Origin of the sequence: Sphingomonas echinoides ATCC 14820 (assembly GCF_000241465.1) — a bacterium.
GTDB lineage: Bacteria > Pseudomonadota > Alphaproteobacteria > Sphingomonadales > Sphingomonadaceae > Sphingomonas > Sphingomonas echinoides.
Window position 1 is genome coordinate 1,552,178 of record NZ_JH584235.1, and the last position, 15,896, is coordinate 1,568,073.

Annotated in this window: 12 protein-coding genes; 6 read left to right on the forward strand and 6 right to left on the reverse strand. The window is 66.5% G+C overall.

All coding sequences use genetic code 11. The features are described from left to right. The first annotated feature begins 182 nt into the window (after positions 1-182). From ON00_RS07325 to ON00_RS07340, 4 genes are all read left to right on the forward strand, one after another. Positions 183-848, forward strand: a complete 666-nt coding sequence (locus tag ON00_RS07325) for a pyrimidine 5'-nucleotidase (protein ID WP_010404490.1) — start codon at positions 183-185, stop codon at positions 846-848. Next, positions 845-1,666, forward strand: a complete 822-nt coding sequence (gene dapD / locus ON00_RS07330) for a 2,3,4,5-tetrahydropyridine-2,6-dicarboxylate N-succinyltransferase (RefSeq protein WP_010404493.1) — start codon at positions 845-847, stop codon at positions 1,664-1,666. The genes ON00_RS07325 and dapD overlap by 4 nt, the downstream gene beginning before the upstream one ends. Positions 1,667-1,836: 170 nt before the next feature. After that, positions 1,837-2,805 (forward strand): class II fructose-bisphosphatase, encoded by a 969-nt coding sequence (gene glpX / locus ON00_RS07335; RefSeq protein ID WP_010404495.1) that lies wholly within the window; start codon positions 1,837-1,839, stop codon positions 2,803-2,805. Between the two features lie 137 nt (positions 2,806-2,942). Then, positions 2,943-4,805 (forward strand): CocE/NonD family hydrolase, encoded by a 1,863-nt coding sequence (locus ON00_RS07340; RefSeq protein WP_010404498.1) that lies wholly within the window; start codon positions 2,943-2,945, stop codon positions 4,803-4,805. A gap of 25 nt (positions 4,806-4,830) precedes the next feature. Here the strand turns inward: ON00_RS07340 and ON00_RS07345 are convergent, their stop codons facing one another. From ON00_RS07345 to ON00_RS07360, 4 genes are all read right to left on the reverse strand, one after another. Next, complete coding sequence (locus ON00_RS07345; RefSeq protein WP_010404501.1) at positions 4,831-7,620, reverse strand: M16 family metallopeptidase; 2,790 nt, start codon at positions 7,618-7,620, stop codon at positions 4,831-4,833. A 207-nt stretch (positions 7,621-7,827) separates the two neighbouring features. Continuing rightward, entirely contained in the window at positions 7,828-10,239 is a 2,412-nt protein-coding gene (locus ON00_RS07350) for an ABC transporter permease (protein WP_010404503.1), read from the reverse strand. A gap of 1 nt (position 10,240) precedes the next feature. After that, on the reverse strand, positions 10,241-10,921 hold the full coding sequence (locus ON00_RS07355; protein ID WP_010404505.1) for an ABC transporter ATP-binding protein: 681 nt from the start codon (positions 10,919-10,921) through the stop codon (positions 10,241-10,243). Positions 10,922-10,952: 31 nt separating this feature from the next. Beyond that, positions 10,953-12,230 carry an efflux RND transporter periplasmic adaptor subunit gene (locus ON00_RS07360; protein WP_029622512.1) on the reverse strand — a complete coding sequence of 426 codons (1,278 nt, stop codon included), beginning with the start codon at positions 12,228-12,230 and terminating at the stop codon, positions 10,953-10,955. Positions 12,231-12,356: 126 nt separating this feature from the next. Here ON00_RS07360 and ON00_RS07365 point away from each other — a divergent pair, with 126 nt between their 5' ends. Together ON00_RS07365 and ON00_RS07370 are read left to right on the forward strand one after the other, a co-directional pair. Beyond that, complete coding sequence (locus tag ON00_RS07365; protein ID WP_010404509.1) at positions 12,357-13,592, forward strand: sigma-54-dependent transcriptional regulator; 1,236 nt, start codon at positions 12,357-12,359, stop codon at positions 13,590-13,592. Beyond that, entirely contained in the window at positions 13,582-14,763 is a 1,182-nt protein-coding gene (locus ON00_RS07370) for a sensor histidine kinase (protein ID WP_010404511.1), read from the forward strand. Before ON00_RS07365 ends, ON00_RS07370 begins: the two co-directional genes overlap by 11 nt. Before the next feature lie 199 nt (positions 14,764-14,962). Here the strand turns inward: ON00_RS07370 and ON00_RS07375 are convergent, their stop codons facing one another. Then, the gene (locus ON00_RS07375; RefSeq protein WP_010404514.1) at positions 14,963-15,355 is read right to left on the reverse strand and encodes a VOC family protein; all 393 of its coding nucleotides are present in this window, start codon (positions 15,353-15,355) and stop codon (positions 14,963-14,965) included. Next, positions 15,342-15,812 carry a MarR family winged helix-turn-helix transcriptional regulator gene (locus ON00_RS07380; protein WP_245535544.1) on the reverse strand — a complete coding sequence of 157 codons (471 nt, stop codon included), beginning with the start codon at positions 15,810-15,812 and terminating at the stop codon, positions 15,342-15,344. Before ON00_RS07380 ends, ON00_RS07375 begins: the two co-directional genes overlap by 14 nt. Positions 15,813-15,896 lie beyond the last annotated feature (84 nt).

Genomic DNA, 15,896 nt, shown 5'->3' on the forward strand with positions numbered 1-15,896 from the left:
TCGCACTTTCTTCCCCGGCGAAGGCCGGGGCCCAGGAGTGGAGCGGGATACGTGATGCGCACCGCTCGACAACATACCGGTCGCGACTGGGCCCCGGCCTTCGCCGGGGAAGTAAGGATAGGAAGACCGGAAGCGTCGCACGCCTTGCCCCCCCCGCGCTCCCCGCTTAGAGCCTGCGCGACATGGACCCGCGCCTCGCCCATATCCGCACCTGGATCTTCGATCTGGACAATACGCTCTATCCGGCGAGCGCGCGGCTGTTCGACCAGATCGACGCCAAGATGGGGGCCTATATCGCCGCCAAGTTCGAGGTCGATCTGGTCGAGGCGCGCCGTATCCAGAAGGGCTATTTCCACGGCCACGGCACCACGCTCGCCGGGCTGATGGCCGAGCATGACGTCGATCCGCACGCGTTCCTCGATTTCGTCCACGATATCGAAATGGACGTGCTCGAAAAAAATGCCCCACTCGCCGCCGCGATCGCGCGGCTCCCCGGGCGCAAGATCGTCTTCACCAATGCCGACACGCCGTATGCCACGCGCGTGCTCGGGCGGCTGGGCCTGGGCGAAAGCTTCGAGGCGATCCACGACATTCATGCGATGGACTTGCTACCCAAGCCGCAAGCCTCGGCTTATGCCGGGCTGTGTGCGGCTTTCGACATCGTGCCCGCTGAGGCGATCTTCTTTGAAGACATGGCCCGCAACCTCGCGCCCGCCAAGGCGATCGGCATGACGACGGTGTGGGTCGACAATGGCTCCGAACAGGGGCCGGGCGAGGACCGCAGCCATATCGATTTTACCTGCGCCGATGTGACGGCGTGGCTCCACGACCATATGGGGGAAGCATGAGCGATCTACAGCACACCATCGAAGCCGCGTGGGACGCGCGCGACACGATCGGCTTTGGCACCACCGGCGCGGTTCGCGACGCGGTTGACAGCGTGCTCGACCAATTGGGCGCGGGCACCGTCCGCGTCGCCGAGCCCGCTGGCGATGGCTGGACCGTCAATCAGTGGCTCAAAAAGGCGGTGCTGCTCTCCTTCCGCCTCAACGACAACAGCCTGGTCGAGGGTGGCGCGGGCGGCGCGCCTGCGTTCGACAAGGTGCCCTCGAAATTCGCCGGCTGGGGCGAGGCCGAGTTCCGCGCGGGCGGCTTCCGCGTCGTGCCGGGCGCGGTCGCGCGGCGCGGCAGCTTCATCGGCAAGGGCGCGATCCTGATGCCGAGCTTCGTCAATATCGGCGCTTATGTCGGTGAAGGCACGATGGTCGACACCTGGGCGACGGTCGGGTCCTGCGCGCAGATCGGCAAGAACGTCCACATTTCGGGCGGGGCCGGCATTGGTGGCGTGCTCGAACCGCTCCAGGCCGATCCGGTGATCATCGGCGACGGCGCGTTCATCGGCGCGCGCAGCGAAGTGGCCGAGGGCGTTCGCGTTGGCGAGGGCGCGGTGCTGTCGATGGGCGTCTATCTCGGGGCCTCGACCAAGATCGTCGACCGCGCGACCGGCGAGGTGTTTCGCGGCGAAGTCCCGCCCTACGCAGTGGTAGTGCCCGGCAGCATAAGCGGCGGCGACGGCAAACCCGCGCTCTATTGCGCGGTGATCGTCAAGCGCGTCGACGCGCAGACGCGCAGCAAGACCAGCATCAACGAACTGCTGCGGGACTAACCTTCTCCCCTCCCGCTCGCGGGAGGGGCTGGGGGAGGGCAGTCTGCCGCGAGCGTAATGCTACCGGCCACGTCCCCTCCCCTACCCCCTCCCGCAAGCGGGAGGGGAAATCCGGCTCGACACACGCAAAGGCTCTGCTAACCGGCACGCAAACGATAAGAGGATTCCTGATGAACACCACCCGCTCCAAAACGCTCGACCGAGTCCTCGTGCTGGAAATGGTGCGCGTCACCGAAGCGGCGGCGATCGCCGCGTCGAAGCTCACCGGGCGCGGGGATGAAAAGGCAGCGGACGCAGCGGCGGTCGAGGCAATGCGCGCCGCGCTCAACAACCTCTATATGGACGGCACCGTGGTGATCGGCGAGGGCGAGCGCGACGAAGCGCCGATGCTGTTCATCGGTGAAAAGGTCGGCTCGGCGATCGGCAAGGGCCCCAAGATCGACATCGCGCTCGATCCGCTGGAAGGCACCACGATCTGCGCCACTGCAGGACCCAACAGCCTCGCCGTGCTGGCCATTGCCGAGGAAGGCGGGCTGCTCAACGCCCCCGACGTCTATATGGACAAGATCGCCTGCGGCCCCGGCTATCCCGAAGGCATTATCGATCTCGACAAGTCGCCGACAGAGAATGTCCGCGCGCTCGCCGCTGCCAAGGGGGTGGAACCGCACGAAATCATCGCCTGCGTGCTCGATCGCCCGCGCCACCAAAAACTGATCGCCGAGCTGCGCGAAGTCGGCTGCGGCATCATGCTGATCGGCGATGGCGACGTGGCGGGCGTGATCGCCACCACCAATCCCGACACCACGATCGACATCTATATGGGCGCGGGCGGCGCGCCCGAGGGCGTGCTGGCGGCAGCGGCCCTGCGCTGCGTCGGCGGCCAGTTCAAAGGGCGCTTGCTGTTCCGCAACGATGACGAGCGCGCCCGCGCCGCCAAATGGGGCGTGACCGATCTCGACAAGCAATATGATCTGACCGAGCTTGCGCGCGGCGACTGCATCTTCGCCGCCACTGGCGTCACCGACGGCTCGCTGCTCGCCGGCGTCAAGCGCAAGGGGCATGTCATGACCACCGAAAGCGTGGTGATGCGCGCCAGCTCGGGCACGGTGCGCTGGGTCAAGGGCGAACACCGCATCTGAGGCGAAACGGCCTACCCGAAATCCGTCATGCCGGGCTTGTCCCGGCATCCACCGTGCCGCACACTCCCAACGTCAAGAGTCGCGGCACGGTAGACCCCGGCACAAGGCCGGGGTGACGGGCTTGTATTGGGGGCGTTATGCGAACACTGAAGGTTCTTCTCGCGACCAGCGCCGCGCTGCTCTCGGTCGCGCTCGTCGCCCGCCCGCAAGCCGCCCCCGCCCCGACGGCGCAGGCGCAATCCCCCTATAGCTATGAAGAAGTGATGGTCCCGGTGCGCGATGGCGCGCGGCTGCAAACCGTCATCCTGCGCCCAAGGGACAAGACCGGGCCGCTGCCGATCCTGTTCCAGCGCACGCCTTATGGCGTGCCCGATGCGCCCCCGGCCAAGGTCCCCGGCAACCAGGTCTCGCTCGACAAAGATGGCTATATCTACGTCTACCAGTCGATGCGCGGGCGCTTCAAATCGGACGGCGTGTTCACGCTGTCGACCGCCGTCCATCCGGATAAGCCCAAGGTCACCGATGAATCGACCGATGCCTATGACAGCATCGACTGGCTGGTGAAGCATGTGAAGGGCAACACCGGCAAGGTCGGCATGTGGGGTGTGTCCTATCCCGGCTTCGCCGCCGCCGTGGCGCTGATCGGCCCGCACCCCGCGCTAAAGGCCGTCAGCCCGCAAGCCGCCTGGATCGATTATTGGAAGTCCGATGATCTCCACCGCAATGGCGCGCTGCGGCTGAGCTACGCCATCGACTGGCTGTCGATGCTGCAGCTCGACAAGACCAAGGACACTGATTTTCAGTATGACCGCTATGACACCTATGACTGGTTCCTGAGCAAGGGCCCGGTCGCGGAAATCGACCGGCAAGTGTTCAAGGGCCAGGTGCCGATGTTCACCGCTTTGCTCGATCATCCCAATCACGATCGTTTCTACACCGATCAGCGCTGGAGCGACAAACTCGGCAAGACGACCGTGCCGACACTCAACGTCGCGGGCTATTGGGATCAGGAAGATCCGTGGGGCTCCTGGCAAATCTATTTCAAGCAAGCGCAGAACGACCCCGATCATCTGGCGACGATGGTCGCCGGGCCGTGGGCGCATGGCTGGTGGCAAGGCCCGACGGCCGCGCTGGGGCCGATCCCCTATGGCGTCCCCAGCGGCCCGCAATTCCAGGAACAGATCCAGGCCCCGTTCTTCGCTTATTGGCTGCACGGCACCGGCCTGCGCCCGACCTCGGGCGTGAAGAGCTTCCAGAGCGGGAGCTGGACGTGGAAAAGCTATCCCGGCTGGCCCGTGCCCGGTGCGAAAGCGACCGAGCTGTATCTCCACGCCGACGGCTCGCTTTCCTTCACCGCGCCCGCTGCCAGCGAGGGCTGCCGCGACTATGTGTCGGATCCGGCCAACCCCGTGCCGTTCCGCCCGCGCCCGATGTCAGGCACCTATCTCTCGCCCGATTGGTCATGGTGGGAAGCCGCCGACCAGCGCTTCCTGCAGGGCCGCCCCGATGTGCTGAGCTACACCAGCGCGCCGCTCGACGCCGATTTGACGGTGACCGGCAGTGTGCTCGCCGATCTCGCCGCCGCGACCAGCGGCACCGACAGTGATTTCGTCGTCAAGCTGATCGACGTTTATCCCGAGGATGCGGCAAAGGCCCCCGAACATCCCAAGCCCGGCGATTATGCCAAGTCGCTGAGCGGCTACCAATTGCCGATCGCGATGGACGTCCGCCGTGGCCGGTTCCTCGCCAGCGACACCACACCGCAAGCGCTGGTGCCGAACAAGGTGACGCACTGGGACGTGCCCTTGCGCGAGCACGACCATGTCTTCCTGAAGGGCCACCGCATCATGGTGCAGGTGCAGTCGAGCTGGTTCCCAGTAATCGACCGCAACCCGCAAAGCTTCGTCCCCAACATCGCCCGCGCCACGCCCGCCGATTTCGTCAAGGCAACACAACAGGTGTGCGCGGGGTCGAAGATCGTGCTGCCGGTGGTGCGGTAGAGTCGCCCGCGCAGGGCCGCGCGGCTCAGGGCTTGGCGGCGGGACCGGGCATAACGCGGATCGTGACCGGCTGCGTGCCAAAGACTTCGGCGGCGCGGGCTTTCAATTGGTCAACCGACAGCGCAGCCAGCGCGCTTTGATAGCCGCGCGCGCGCGCCAACGCATCCGGCTGTGTCTGTGCCCAGTCGAGCGCGTTGAGCCACCAGCCGTTGCTCCGCGCATCCAGCGCGGCGCGGGCTTTCATCGGGGCGGTCACGCGCGCGAGTTCCTCGGCGGTCGGCCCCAATTCGCTGAGCGAACTCGCAATCGTGCGCAGCGTGCGCTCGGCGAGCGGAACGTCGCTGGTGGCGACTTCGACGATTGCGCCAACATAGCCAAAGCCGCGCACACTGGTCGACGCCGCAAAGAGCGGTGCGGGGGAATAGGTAGCCCCCGATGTCTGGCGCAAATCGTTAAACAGCCGGTTGCGCAGAATCTCATCGAGAACCCCCTGCACGATGCCGTCATTGGGATCGAACCCGTCGCGCGCGCGCCAGGCCGACACCACCAGCGCGCGCCCCGCATCGCCGTGATGCGTCCACACCAGCGGCTCGCCTCCCGTCGGGAACTTTGGATCGGGCCCGGTGTCGCGCAACGGCTGGCTGCGGCGCGGAGGCAGCGCGCCGAGCGTTTCCGCCGTCGCCGCAATGGCCTTCTCGACATCGATATCGCCGACGATCGTCACCTCGATCGGCGCATCGGCGAGAATGGGCGCGAAACGGCGCCGACTCTGGGCGAAACTCAATCCGGAGACGTCGGCCACATCCAACGGTGCGAAGCGCGAATCGCTATTGCTGAACGCCGGCCAGCGCCGCGAAAACGCCGCGACCGCGGTCGCGTCGGCCTTTTGCAGCGCCGCCTCTACCCGCGCTTGCACCAAACCGTCGGCACGCGGATCAAAGTCGGGCTTGCCGACAAGGTTCGCCCACAGCCGAAGCTGATCGGACAGCGATGCGGGGTTATTCTGTCCTCGATACTGGACGACGTTGGTTCCCAGCGCGACCGAATCGATCGACACCTGGGTCGCGCGCAACCCGGCGAGCAGTTGCTCGGCGTTCAATCCGGCGACGCCGCCAAGATACAGCATCGCCAGCGGCGGCGCGACCGGGCGTTCGCCATGCGGCAGCGCCAGCACCCCGCCGCCCACCCGCATCGTGGTCAACACTTCATTCGCGCGGAAATCGGTATGTTTGATGTTGAGCCGGACGCCGTTCGCAAAGCGCACCTGTTCGACGCCGAGATCGTCGACATGGTGCCGCTCGACAACTTTGCCTGCAGGCCCGGGCAAGGGCAATTGCTTGGCGACGGCGAGGGCGAGATCGCGCGCCGGGAGCGGCCCCCGATGCGCCACGGCATAGGCATCCCGCACCACGGTCGGCGATGCGGGCAACGCCTCCGCGCCCGCGAGAGCGATCGCCGGGGGTGTTTCGCGCCACACCGCGCTATAGGCCGCCGCGATATCCGCCGGAGAGGCGGCGTTGAGCACTTCCGAAATGCGTTGGAAGTTGCGTTCCGGGAGCACAAAGACCTGGCGATCGGTATAGGCACCGACAATGCCATTGGCCAGTTCGGCCGAGGTCCGCGCGGCCGCGCGCAGCGATGCGCTCCGCGCGCCCTTCAAGGTGTTGGTGACGGCGCGATCCACTTCGGGGACGGTGAAACCCGTCACCAAGGGGCGGCGCGTTTCCTCTTCGAGCAGCGCCAGCGCCTCCTGCCATTTGCCGGCCCGGAAATTTGCGGAAAGAGAATAGAATTCGGCAAGTTCCGGCCAGCGCGAGGTTTGCAACGACACCGAGGTGATCGGCAATTGCGGGGTCGTCAGCACGAGCCGTTCAAGCCGGTCGCGCACGATCGCCATGCCGAGCGTCGCCAAGATCGTGTCGTGACGTGTCACCGGGGTCAGCACGGCATCGGGCTGCGGTTTGGCCACGCTCAGCGTCAGCGAGTCGGTCAGTCCGGCTTCCTGCACCACGGAAGCGGAAGGTGTGCGCGGTTGAAACGGCACGGGCTTGAGCGCAGGCAGTGGCCCCGACGGTCGTTTCCAGCTCGCAAACGCGGCCTCCAGCGCCTTGCCGGTTTCGGCCGGATCGACATCGCCGACCACGACAAGAAAGGCGGTGTCGGGGCGATACCAGCGGTCATGAAACGCGCGCAACTGGTCCGCCGTAATCGTGTGAAGCGAGGCCAGCCGTTGCGCAGGCGTCTCCCACAGATAGGGCAATTCTGGATAAAGTTGCTGCCGCAGCGCGCGAGCGGCGCGCGTTGCCTGCGTCTCGCCACCCGCAATCTCCGCCCCCACCACGCCCTTTTGCCGCTCGACCTCATTGGCGTCGAACAGCGCGCCATCGCTAAACCCGCGCAGAAACCGCAAGGCCAGCGCCAGCTTCTCGCTGGTCACTTGGGGAATCGAAAGACTGTAGACGGTGCCGCGCGCCGTCGTCGTGCCGTTGACATCCGCTCCCAATTGCAGACCCGCAGACTGCAATTGCGCAATCGCATCGCCCTGCGGGAAAGGGGTGGTCGCGCCGAACGCCATATGCTCGACGAGATGGGCAAACTCCTTTTCGTTCGCCGCTTGCTGCGCGGTGCCGACCGCGATGCGATACTCGACAACTGCGACGCCTTTGGGCTCGGCGCTGCGCATGACGGCATAGCGTAGCCCGTTGGCGAGTTCGCCATAATGGATCGCGGGATCCGGGGTTTCGCCGCGCTCCTCGGCAACCCAGCTCGGCGTTTGCGCCACGGCGTACGGCGCACTTGCCACGGCAAAGGCCACAGCGACTACCCAAAGCCTTCGCATCCGCCGGTCCTTATCCCCATCGACCCGGCGACGGAGAGGTACGCCACCCCGCCACGCTGCTCGACTTATGTCACTATCTTGTTATTTTTGGGACATTAAAGACGATTCGTAAACAGCCAAATCGACCGTGTCGCAACAAACCACTTGCTCCCCAACGCGGCCCACATTGCGACGGTGCCGCGCCTATTCATAGCGGAGCGCGCGCGCCGGTTCGGCACGTGCGACGCGCCACGCCTGGCCAAACACCGTGGCGGCAGCGATCAGCACCGCCACCAGCGTCGCGCCAAGGAAGAACAGCGGCGACAGCGCGATGCGGTCATCGAAGCCGCCGAGCCAGCGCTGCAACGCGACAAAAGCCAGCGGCCAGGCGACGAGGTTGGCCAGCAGCACCGGCCGCAGGAACTGGCCGATCAGCAACCGCAACACCTCCGCGGTGGACGCGCCGAGCGTCTTGCGGATGCCAATCTCCTTGACGCGTCGCGCGGTATCGAATGCTGCCAGCCCATACAGGCCGATACACCCGATCAGGACCGCCAGCACCGCGCCGATCGTGAACAGTCGCGAGCGCTGCGCGTCTTCCTTGTAATAGCGCTCGAACAGATTGTCCTCGACCGAACGCGCTTTGAACGGAACGCCCGGCGCGACGCGCTTCCACGCCGCTTCCAGTCGCGCCGTCAGTGTCTTGGGGTCGATGCCGGTGTAGCGCACGACAGCGAACGGCTCGTCGATATCGACCGTATTGTACGTATAGGCGGTCGGGTCGACCGGGTCGCGCGGGCTTTTGAAGCGCACGTCGTCGATCACGCCGATGATCGTCGCGGCGCGATTGCCGTCGCTGATCGTCTGCCCCACCGCCGCCGCCGGCGCGGCGAAGCCGAGCGCTTTCACCGCCGTCCGGTTGAGCACAATATTGGGCCCGGTGGCTTTGCGTTGTTCGAGCGTCAAATGCCCACGGTCATCGGCATGCACGGCATCGAACAGGCGACCGGCAAGCAAGCGCGCGCCGTACACCCGGAAATAGTCCTGTCCGGTGCCGACAACCATGATCGACGTCTTTTGGTCTGGCGTGCCGGGCCGATGATATCCTGAAAAGTTCGTCGAATTCTGGTCGCCCGGGGCGTTGTTGCCGACCGTGACGCCGGTGACGCCGGGCAGCGCGGCGAACGCGCTTAACAGCCCGGCGCTTTGCGCGACGTCGAGGGCGGGGTCACGGAACGAGCGGACGATCATCAACCCATCGCGCCGGAAGCCGAGATCCGCGTCGCGGATATGCGCGGTCTGCGCGAGCATGGCAGCGGTGGTGATCGCAAACGCGATCGCGATCGCGAACTGGAACACCACCAGCGCTCCACGCAGCCGCGCACCGGCACGCCCGCCGCCCGGCGCACGCGCCGAAGCCAGGACCGCCGCTGGGCGAAAGCTGGACAGCACGAACGCCGGGTATAGCCCAGCGACCAAGGCAACGCCCAGCACCAGGGCGAGCATCGGCAACAGGATACTGTCCCAGCCGCCATAGTGTATCGCCAATGTGGTCCCGCCGAGTGCGTTGAGGAACGGCAATGCGATCTCGGCAAGCGCGAGGCCCGTCAACGCCGCCATCGCGACCGTGGCGACGGCTTCGCCAAGAAATTGTAGCACCAGCGCGCGCCGCGTGCCCCCCAGCACCTTGCGCATCGCCACTTCCCGCGCCCGGAGCCCCGCGCGCGCGGTCGCCAAATTCACGTAATTGACGATGGCGATCAGCAGTGTCAGCAACCCGACCACGGCCAGCGTCGTCACGATCGCACGGTCGCCCGGCGTGTAGAGATGCATGCCGGTCAGGGGACGCAGCGTCTGGAAATACTGGCCTTTCTTGAGGTTGCCGCTGGCATAAGCGTGGCGATCGAGAAAGGCTGGCAATTGGGCTTCGAAGGCGCGTGCCGCCGTCTCGTCGGGGAAGCGCAGCAAGGTGGTCAGCGACGTGCTGCCCCAATGATCCCAATATTCGCTGGCGAAGCGCGCGGGCACGATTTGCGCGAACATCTCGTCCTTGAACGTCACGTTGGCGGGCATGTCGCGCAGCACCGCGCCAACGCGGTAGGCGTACAGCTTCCCCTGGACCGAGATGCCGAGCGTCTGGCCGATCGCGGGCTGGCTGCCGAAATATTTCCGCGCCGCGCTCTGCGTGATCACCAGCCCGTCGGGGTCGACGATCGTCGCGGCTGGATCGCCCTCGACCGCGGGAAAGCGCATCAGGTCAAAGAAGTTGGTGTCAACCGTACCGAGTTCCTCGGCGGTCGCTTGCGCGCCTTGGCGGATCGTCACCGACGCGGCATTGTACCGCGTCCCCGCCAGTTGGGGATAATCGGCGCGCATGATCTGGAGCTGATTGCCCATCGTGTACGGGTTGGTGTCGGGCGGATAGCCCGGCATGATATAGCGTTCCTCCACCAGCCACAGCCGGTCCTGCCCGGGCAGCGCTCGGTCGAAGCTCGCTTCGAACCGGACGAACAGGGCCAGCACAATGAACGTCGCGATCCCGAGCGCGAGCCCGCCGATGTTGAGCGCCGCGAACAGCCGATGGTGCGTGAGCGAGCGATAGAGCGAGGTCAGCATCTTAGGCCGCCCGGCGTGCGGAGGAGAGGATACGGCCATCCAGCATATGCACCGTGCGCTTGGCGATGTCGGCATGCGCCGGCGAATGCGTGACCATCACGATCGTCGATCCGTCGGCGTTGAGCTGCTCAAGAATGTCCATCACCTGCGCCCCATTCTCGGTATCGAGATTACCGGTCGGCTCGTCGGCGAGGATCAGCCGCGGCGTGCCGACGATCGCGCGCGCAATCGCGGCGCGCTGCTGCTGGCCTCCCGAAAGCTGGTAGGGATGGTGCCGCTGGCGGTGCGCGATGCCGACGCGATCCATCGCCGCGGCGACGCGCTCCTTCTTGTCCCGCGACGACATGGGACGATAGGCAAGACCGAGCGCGACATTCTCGGCGATCGTCAACTCGTCGATCAGATTGAAACTCTGAAAGATGAAGCCCAGCCGGTCGCGCCGCAGCTTCGCAAGCTCGCCCTCCGGCGCGCGCGCAATGTCGGTGCCCTCGAACAGATAGCGCCCGCCGCTCGGGCGATCGATCGTGCCGAGGATATTGAGCAGGGTCGATTTGCCGCACCCCGACGGCCCCATGATCGCGACGAATTCGCCCGCCTCGACGGCGAGTTCGATCCCGCCGAGCGCGGTCGTCTCGATCTCGTCCGAGGCATAAGTGCGGCTGACATCCTGGAGCTGGATCATGGACACATCCTGTTTGAGGAGAAGAGTCTGGCTATTTGAGAAAAAGCGTCTGGAAGGCGGAATAGGGGCTGAGCGCGGTGGTCACGATCCGCTCGCCGGGGGCGAGGCCGGAGATGATCTCGACCTGATCGGGATTGCGCCGCGCGGTAACGATCGCGCGGCGCACGGCTTTCGCATCGCCGTCGAGCACGAAGGCCGTGGTGCCGCCAGCATCAAGCCAGCCGCCCGAGGGCGCGACGATCGCAGGCCGGTCCGCCCCGAGCACAAGCCGCACGTCGAGCGTCTGGCCACGGTTGAGCCCGAGCGGCGCGCTGCCCCGGAAGGCGAGTTCGACGCGGAAGCGGCCGGCGGTCACTTGCGGCAACACCTTCAGCACGGTCATCGGATAGCTGCGCCCGTCAAGGTCGGCGGTCGCGCCTAGGCCCGTGCGAACGCGGCCGAGATAGAATTGATCAACATCGGCGGTCAGCTTCCATTGCCCTTCGGAATCGATCTGCCCGACCGGATCGCCGCCCTTGAGCATTTGCCCCGGCTGGAGCGTAAAGGCGGTGAGCCGTCCGGCGACCGGCGCGCGGATCACCAGCGCCGACAGGCTCGCGCGCACCATCGCCAGGCTCTCGCGCAATTGCCGCGCCGTCGCGGCGATCCCCGAAGATTGGTCAGCCAGCGTGACGGCCGCCTCGCTCGCGCCGCGCTGGAGCGTGGCGACCCGCGCCTGCTGGTACGCGACATCCTCGCGCACCGGATCGATCGCGGCGCGCGCGATAATGCCCTTGTCGAACAGCACCTGTTTTTGCCCGAGCAGCGTCTGCGCCTTGGACAGCGCGTTGCGCGCCTCGGCGAGATCGCGCGCACCGCCCTCGCGGGTATTCTGTACCGACAGGCGTTGTCCGCTGATCGCACTCAACTGGCCGACGATCTCTGCCGAGCGGCTGGCCACATCGAGCGCGAGCGTCGGGTTGGAGAGGCGCGCGAGCGGTGTGCCCGCCGCGACCATCGCACCATCAGCCGCCGCCAGTTCGGCGACCTGACCACCCGAGATGGCGGTGACAAACACAGTGCGCAGCGGCGCGACTTCGGCACGCAACGGCACGAAATCGCGGAATGGCGCGCGCACCACCACCCCGGTGCGGATCGCGGCGGCGTCCACGCTCAGCGCATTGGCACCGGGCATCAGCCACCACAGCAGGATCGCCGCCGCGACCACCGCAATGCCGATCGCACTGCGCGCGATCATGCGCCGCCGCTTGGCATGCGGCCGCTCGATGCGCCGGTCCATCGCGGCTCCGGAAGGGGTCGTCTGCGTCATGAGGACACTTTACCGAATGCGAGACGATCGCGCTAAGGCGCGGAAATCCGACGGTTTACGGGCTGATCCGAGCGGCCGGGCACCGCATCTGTACGGACTGTCCGTTTCCGGACACTATGTGCGACCATGTCAAGCGAATCGCCCGTCATCCTGATCGTCGAAGACGATGCCGACGTCGCCAAGGCCGCGCGCCTGTTGCTCGAACGCCAAGGCATGGCCGTTTCGATCGCGGCTGATCCAGCGGCAGCCTGGGTGCGCCTCGCCGAGCGTCCGATCGACGTCATCCTGCTCGATCTCAACTTCGCGCGTGGGCGCACCAGCGGCGAAGAGGGGTTCGCGCTGCTCGACCGGCTCATCGCCGCCGACCGCCACGCCGTAGTGATCGTCGTCACCGGCCATAGCGGGATCGCCGTCGCGGTCCAGGCGATGCGCCAGGGCGCGACCGATTTCGTGATCAAGCCGTGGAGCAACGAACGCCTGCTCGCGACGGTCCAGCGCGGCATTGCGCTGCGCCGCGCAAAGCTCGACGCGACAAGCGTACCGCCGGTTACCGAGGGCCTGTTGCTCGGCGAAAGTGCCGCAATCGCGCGGGTGCGCGATCTGATCGCCCGCGTCGCCCCGACCGAGGCACCGGTGCTGGTCAGCGGGGCGACGGGCACAGGCAAGACGCTGGTCGCCCGGCTGCTCCATCAGGGCTCGACGCGCGCCGATGCGCCCTTCGTCACGCTCCACGCCGAGACCGCCGACAGCGCGACGCTTGCGGTGCAATCCACCGCCGCGCTGGGCGGGACGCTGGTGATCGACCAGGTCGATCGCCTGGCGCGCGGGCTGCAGGCCGACCTTGCACAGCGGCTCGACGGCGCGCGCGTGATCGCGACGACACGGCTCGATCGCGTGGGCCTGCGTGCCGCAGTCGGCGAAGACCTGCTGTACCGGCTCAACACCGTCGAGATCTTCCTGCCACCGCTCGCCGCACGCGAGGGCGACGCGCTCCTGCTCGCGCGCCACTTTCGGTCGGTCTTCGCGCACCGGCATGGCAAGGTCGATCAACCGATCTCCGACGCGACCGCAAAGGCCATTGCGCAGTCCGCGTGGCCCGACAATGTCCGCGAAGTACGCCTTCTCATGGAACGCGCGGTGCTGCTCGGCACCGACGGTGCGACCGGGCTGGACGATCGGCTCTCTTCGGCCGCCGACGATGCCCAACGCGCGCCCGAAACCGTCCGGTCGCTCGCGCAGAGCGAGCAGGCGATGATCGATGCCGCGCTCAAGCGCCACGCGTTCAATGTGAGCCGCGCTGCCGCCGAACTGGGACTGACACGCGCGGCGCTGTATCGGCGGATGGCGCGCTATGGCCTCTGAGCGCCGCCGCCGCTTCGTCCAAGCCCTCGTGCTTACGGCGGCGGGCGCGCTGCTCGCGCTCGCCGCGACGCGCGGAATGTATGCGACCGCGGTGCTGGCGACCATGGTCGCGATCTGGACCGGCTTACTCGGCGCGATCGATGCCACCGCGCCGCTCCCCGCGCCAGCCGCACCGCCGCGTGCACCGTCCGACTCCGACGCGCTACACCGCCTGACCGCCTATCTCGACCTCTCCCCTGCCCCGCTGGTGTCACTCGATGGCGACCGGTTGAAGGCGGTCAACCGCGCGGCGCGACGCTTGCTGGGCGCAAACGATCTGGTCCCCGATGCGCCGACCGCGCTGATCGAAGCGCTGTCCGCCACCCGCCCCGGCCGCACCGCAAAAATCGAACTGGACGATGCCGGTGCGGTGCGAAGCTATGCGCTTACCACGAGCGACCTGGCGCTGGCCGACCGGATGCTGCGGATCGGTGCGTTGATCGACATCGACACCGAACTCAAGGCCGCAGAGGCCGCCGCTTTGCGCGAGCTCGTGCAGGTGCTGAGCCACGAAATCGTCAACGCGCTGACGCCGATCGCCTCGCTTGCCGCCACAGCCGTGGCGATGCTCGACGATCCCGTACCCGAGCTGCCGGAGGTTCGCGAAGCGATCGAAACCGTCGCGCGGCGTGCGGCCAGCCTGCACCGTTTCGGCGAAAGCTACCGCGCACTCGCGCGCCTGCCGCACCCCGACCCACGCCGCATTGCGGTCGCCGGGTTCGCAAGCGATCTCGCCAAGCTGTTCACGTCGCGCTGGCCGGCGATCGACCTGGTGGTCGAAACGCAGGAAGCCCCGGCATCTGTGATGATCGACCCGGATCAGATCACCGCCGCGCTCTGGGCCGTGCTGCAGAACGCGGTAGAGGCGCTGCGCGATCTGCCAACCGCCCAAATCCGCTTGATGTTTACGGCGCATGTCGGCCGGACGCTGATCGCGATCGTCGACAACGGGCCCGGAATCGCGGCGCAGGACGCGAGCGAAATCTTTCGACCGTTTTTTACGACCAAAGCCGAGGGTAGCGGAATAGGCCTGTCGCTCGCACGCCAGATTCTGCGCGGCCATGGCGGCGATCTGACACTGGCCTTCTCGCGCTCGGGGAAAACAGCCTTTGAGGCAACGCTTCCGGCGTGATTGTGGGAAGCTTCCAGTTTGCCTCAATATTCCAGCAAGATCGGCGAATGATCGGAAAGGCCGCGCCAGCGCGGGTGACGCATTGCTCTCACGGTGATCTCACGCTTGACCTGAAAACAGGCCGAGGCTGGGTCTCACCCGCCGCGCAAGTCAGGTAAGAAACGCCGCAGCCGCTACCGTTCGTACCGGTCAGGCATGTTCAATCGCCCGCGAATGCGATCAGATTACCGTCCGGATCGCGAACGATGAAGGTGTTCGATCCCCACGGCTCGCGCCTCGGCTGCTGATGAAATTCCGCCCCGGCCGCCGCATATGCGGCGAACAACGCCGCAATGCCGCGCACCGTGATGACGGCGGCGAGCAGATCCGTGTTCCTCGCGCGACAATCCTCGGCATAAACCGGGCCGTCAACAAACCGCAGGTTCAGCCTTGCCGCGCCGCGCGCGACCTGCGCGTAAAAGGGGGGCTCGCCGTGCGAGAAGACCAGCTCGAAGCCGAGCGTACCGACATAGAAGGCCGCAGCCGTCTCAACATTCGCGACATAGATTTGCGGCTCGGCGGCGAGCAGCGTCGGTTCGTCAATCGGCGGCATGGTCGTCCTCCAAGGGATCGGCAATCCTGAGCATGATCTCGGCCGCGGCGAGCAAGCTTGCGCGCTCAGCCTCGCTCAGTCGTTCGGCGATCATGGTGCCGAGCCATTCGCGGCGCTGAGTCATCGCCGAACCCAGCGCGCTGCGTCCCCGAGAGGTCAGCGTGATGACGTGGCGTCTGCGGTCCGTGGGATCGACCGTGCGCTCGATCAGCGAATCGCCCTCCATCCGCACAAGAAGGCGGCTCAGCGACTGCGGTTGCAGCCCCTCCGCGCGGGCGAGGGCCACCGCACTCATCGGCCCGTTACGATACAGCGTAGCAATCAGCGCGAGCCCGCCGCCCGTCAGCTCGGCTGCACCCGCCGACCGGCGCATGGCCCGTGCAAGGCGCAGCACCGCCCGCACGATCCGCGCCTCGTCACTTTCCCGATCGTGCGCGCTCGACATAATACTACGCATAGCGTATTAATTGGTGACCGACAATAGGAGCGTGGGCGTGCCGGACCTTGCGAGAACCACAGCCGTCCTGCGGCGGACCGCCCC

Excerpts from the sequence above, each read along its gene's own strand:
- ON00_RS07325 (WP_010404490.1), top strand. The coding sequence starts at position 183 with ATGGACCCGCGCCTCGCCCATATCCGCACCTGGATCTTCGATCTGGAC.
- dapD (WP_010404493.1), top strand. The coding sequence starts at position 845 with ATGAGCGATCTACAGCACACCATCGAAGCCGCGTGGGACGCGCGCGAC.
- glpX (WP_010404495.1), top strand. The coding sequence starts at position 1,837 with ATGAACACCACCCGCTCCAAAACGCTCGACCGAGTCCTCGTGCTGGAA.
- ON00_RS07340 (WP_010404498.1), top strand. The coding sequence starts at position 2,943 with ATGCGAACACTGAAGGTTCTTCTCGCGACCAGCGCCGCGCTGCTCTCG.
- ON00_RS07350 (WP_010404503.1), bottom strand. The coding sequence starts at position 10,239 with ATGCTGACCTCGCTCTATCGCTCGCTCACGCACCATCGGCTGTTCGCG.
- ON00_RS07355 (WP_010404505.1), bottom strand. The coding sequence starts at position 10,921 with ATGATCCAGCTCCAGGATGTCAGCCGCACTTATGCCTCGGACGAGATC.
- ON00_RS07360 (WP_029622512.1), bottom strand. The coding sequence starts at position 12,230 with ATGACGCAGACGACCCCTTCCGGAGCCGCGATGGACCGGCGCATCGAG.
- ON00_RS07365 (WP_010404509.1), top strand. The coding sequence starts at position 12,357 with ATGTCAAGCGAATCGCCCGTCATCCTGATCGTCGAAGACGATGCCGAC.
- ON00_RS07370 (WP_010404511.1), top strand. The coding sequence starts at position 13,582 with ATGGCCTCTGAGCGCCGCCGCCGCTTCGTCCAAGCCCTCGTGCTTACG.
- ON00_RS07375 (WP_010404514.1), bottom strand. The coding sequence starts at position 15,355 with ATGCCGCCGATTGACGAACCGACGCTGCTCGCCGCCGAGCCGCAAATC.
- ON00_RS07380 (WP_245535544.1), bottom strand. The coding sequence starts at position 15,812 with ATGCGTAGTATTATGTCGAGCGCGCACGATCGGGAAAGTGACGAGGCG.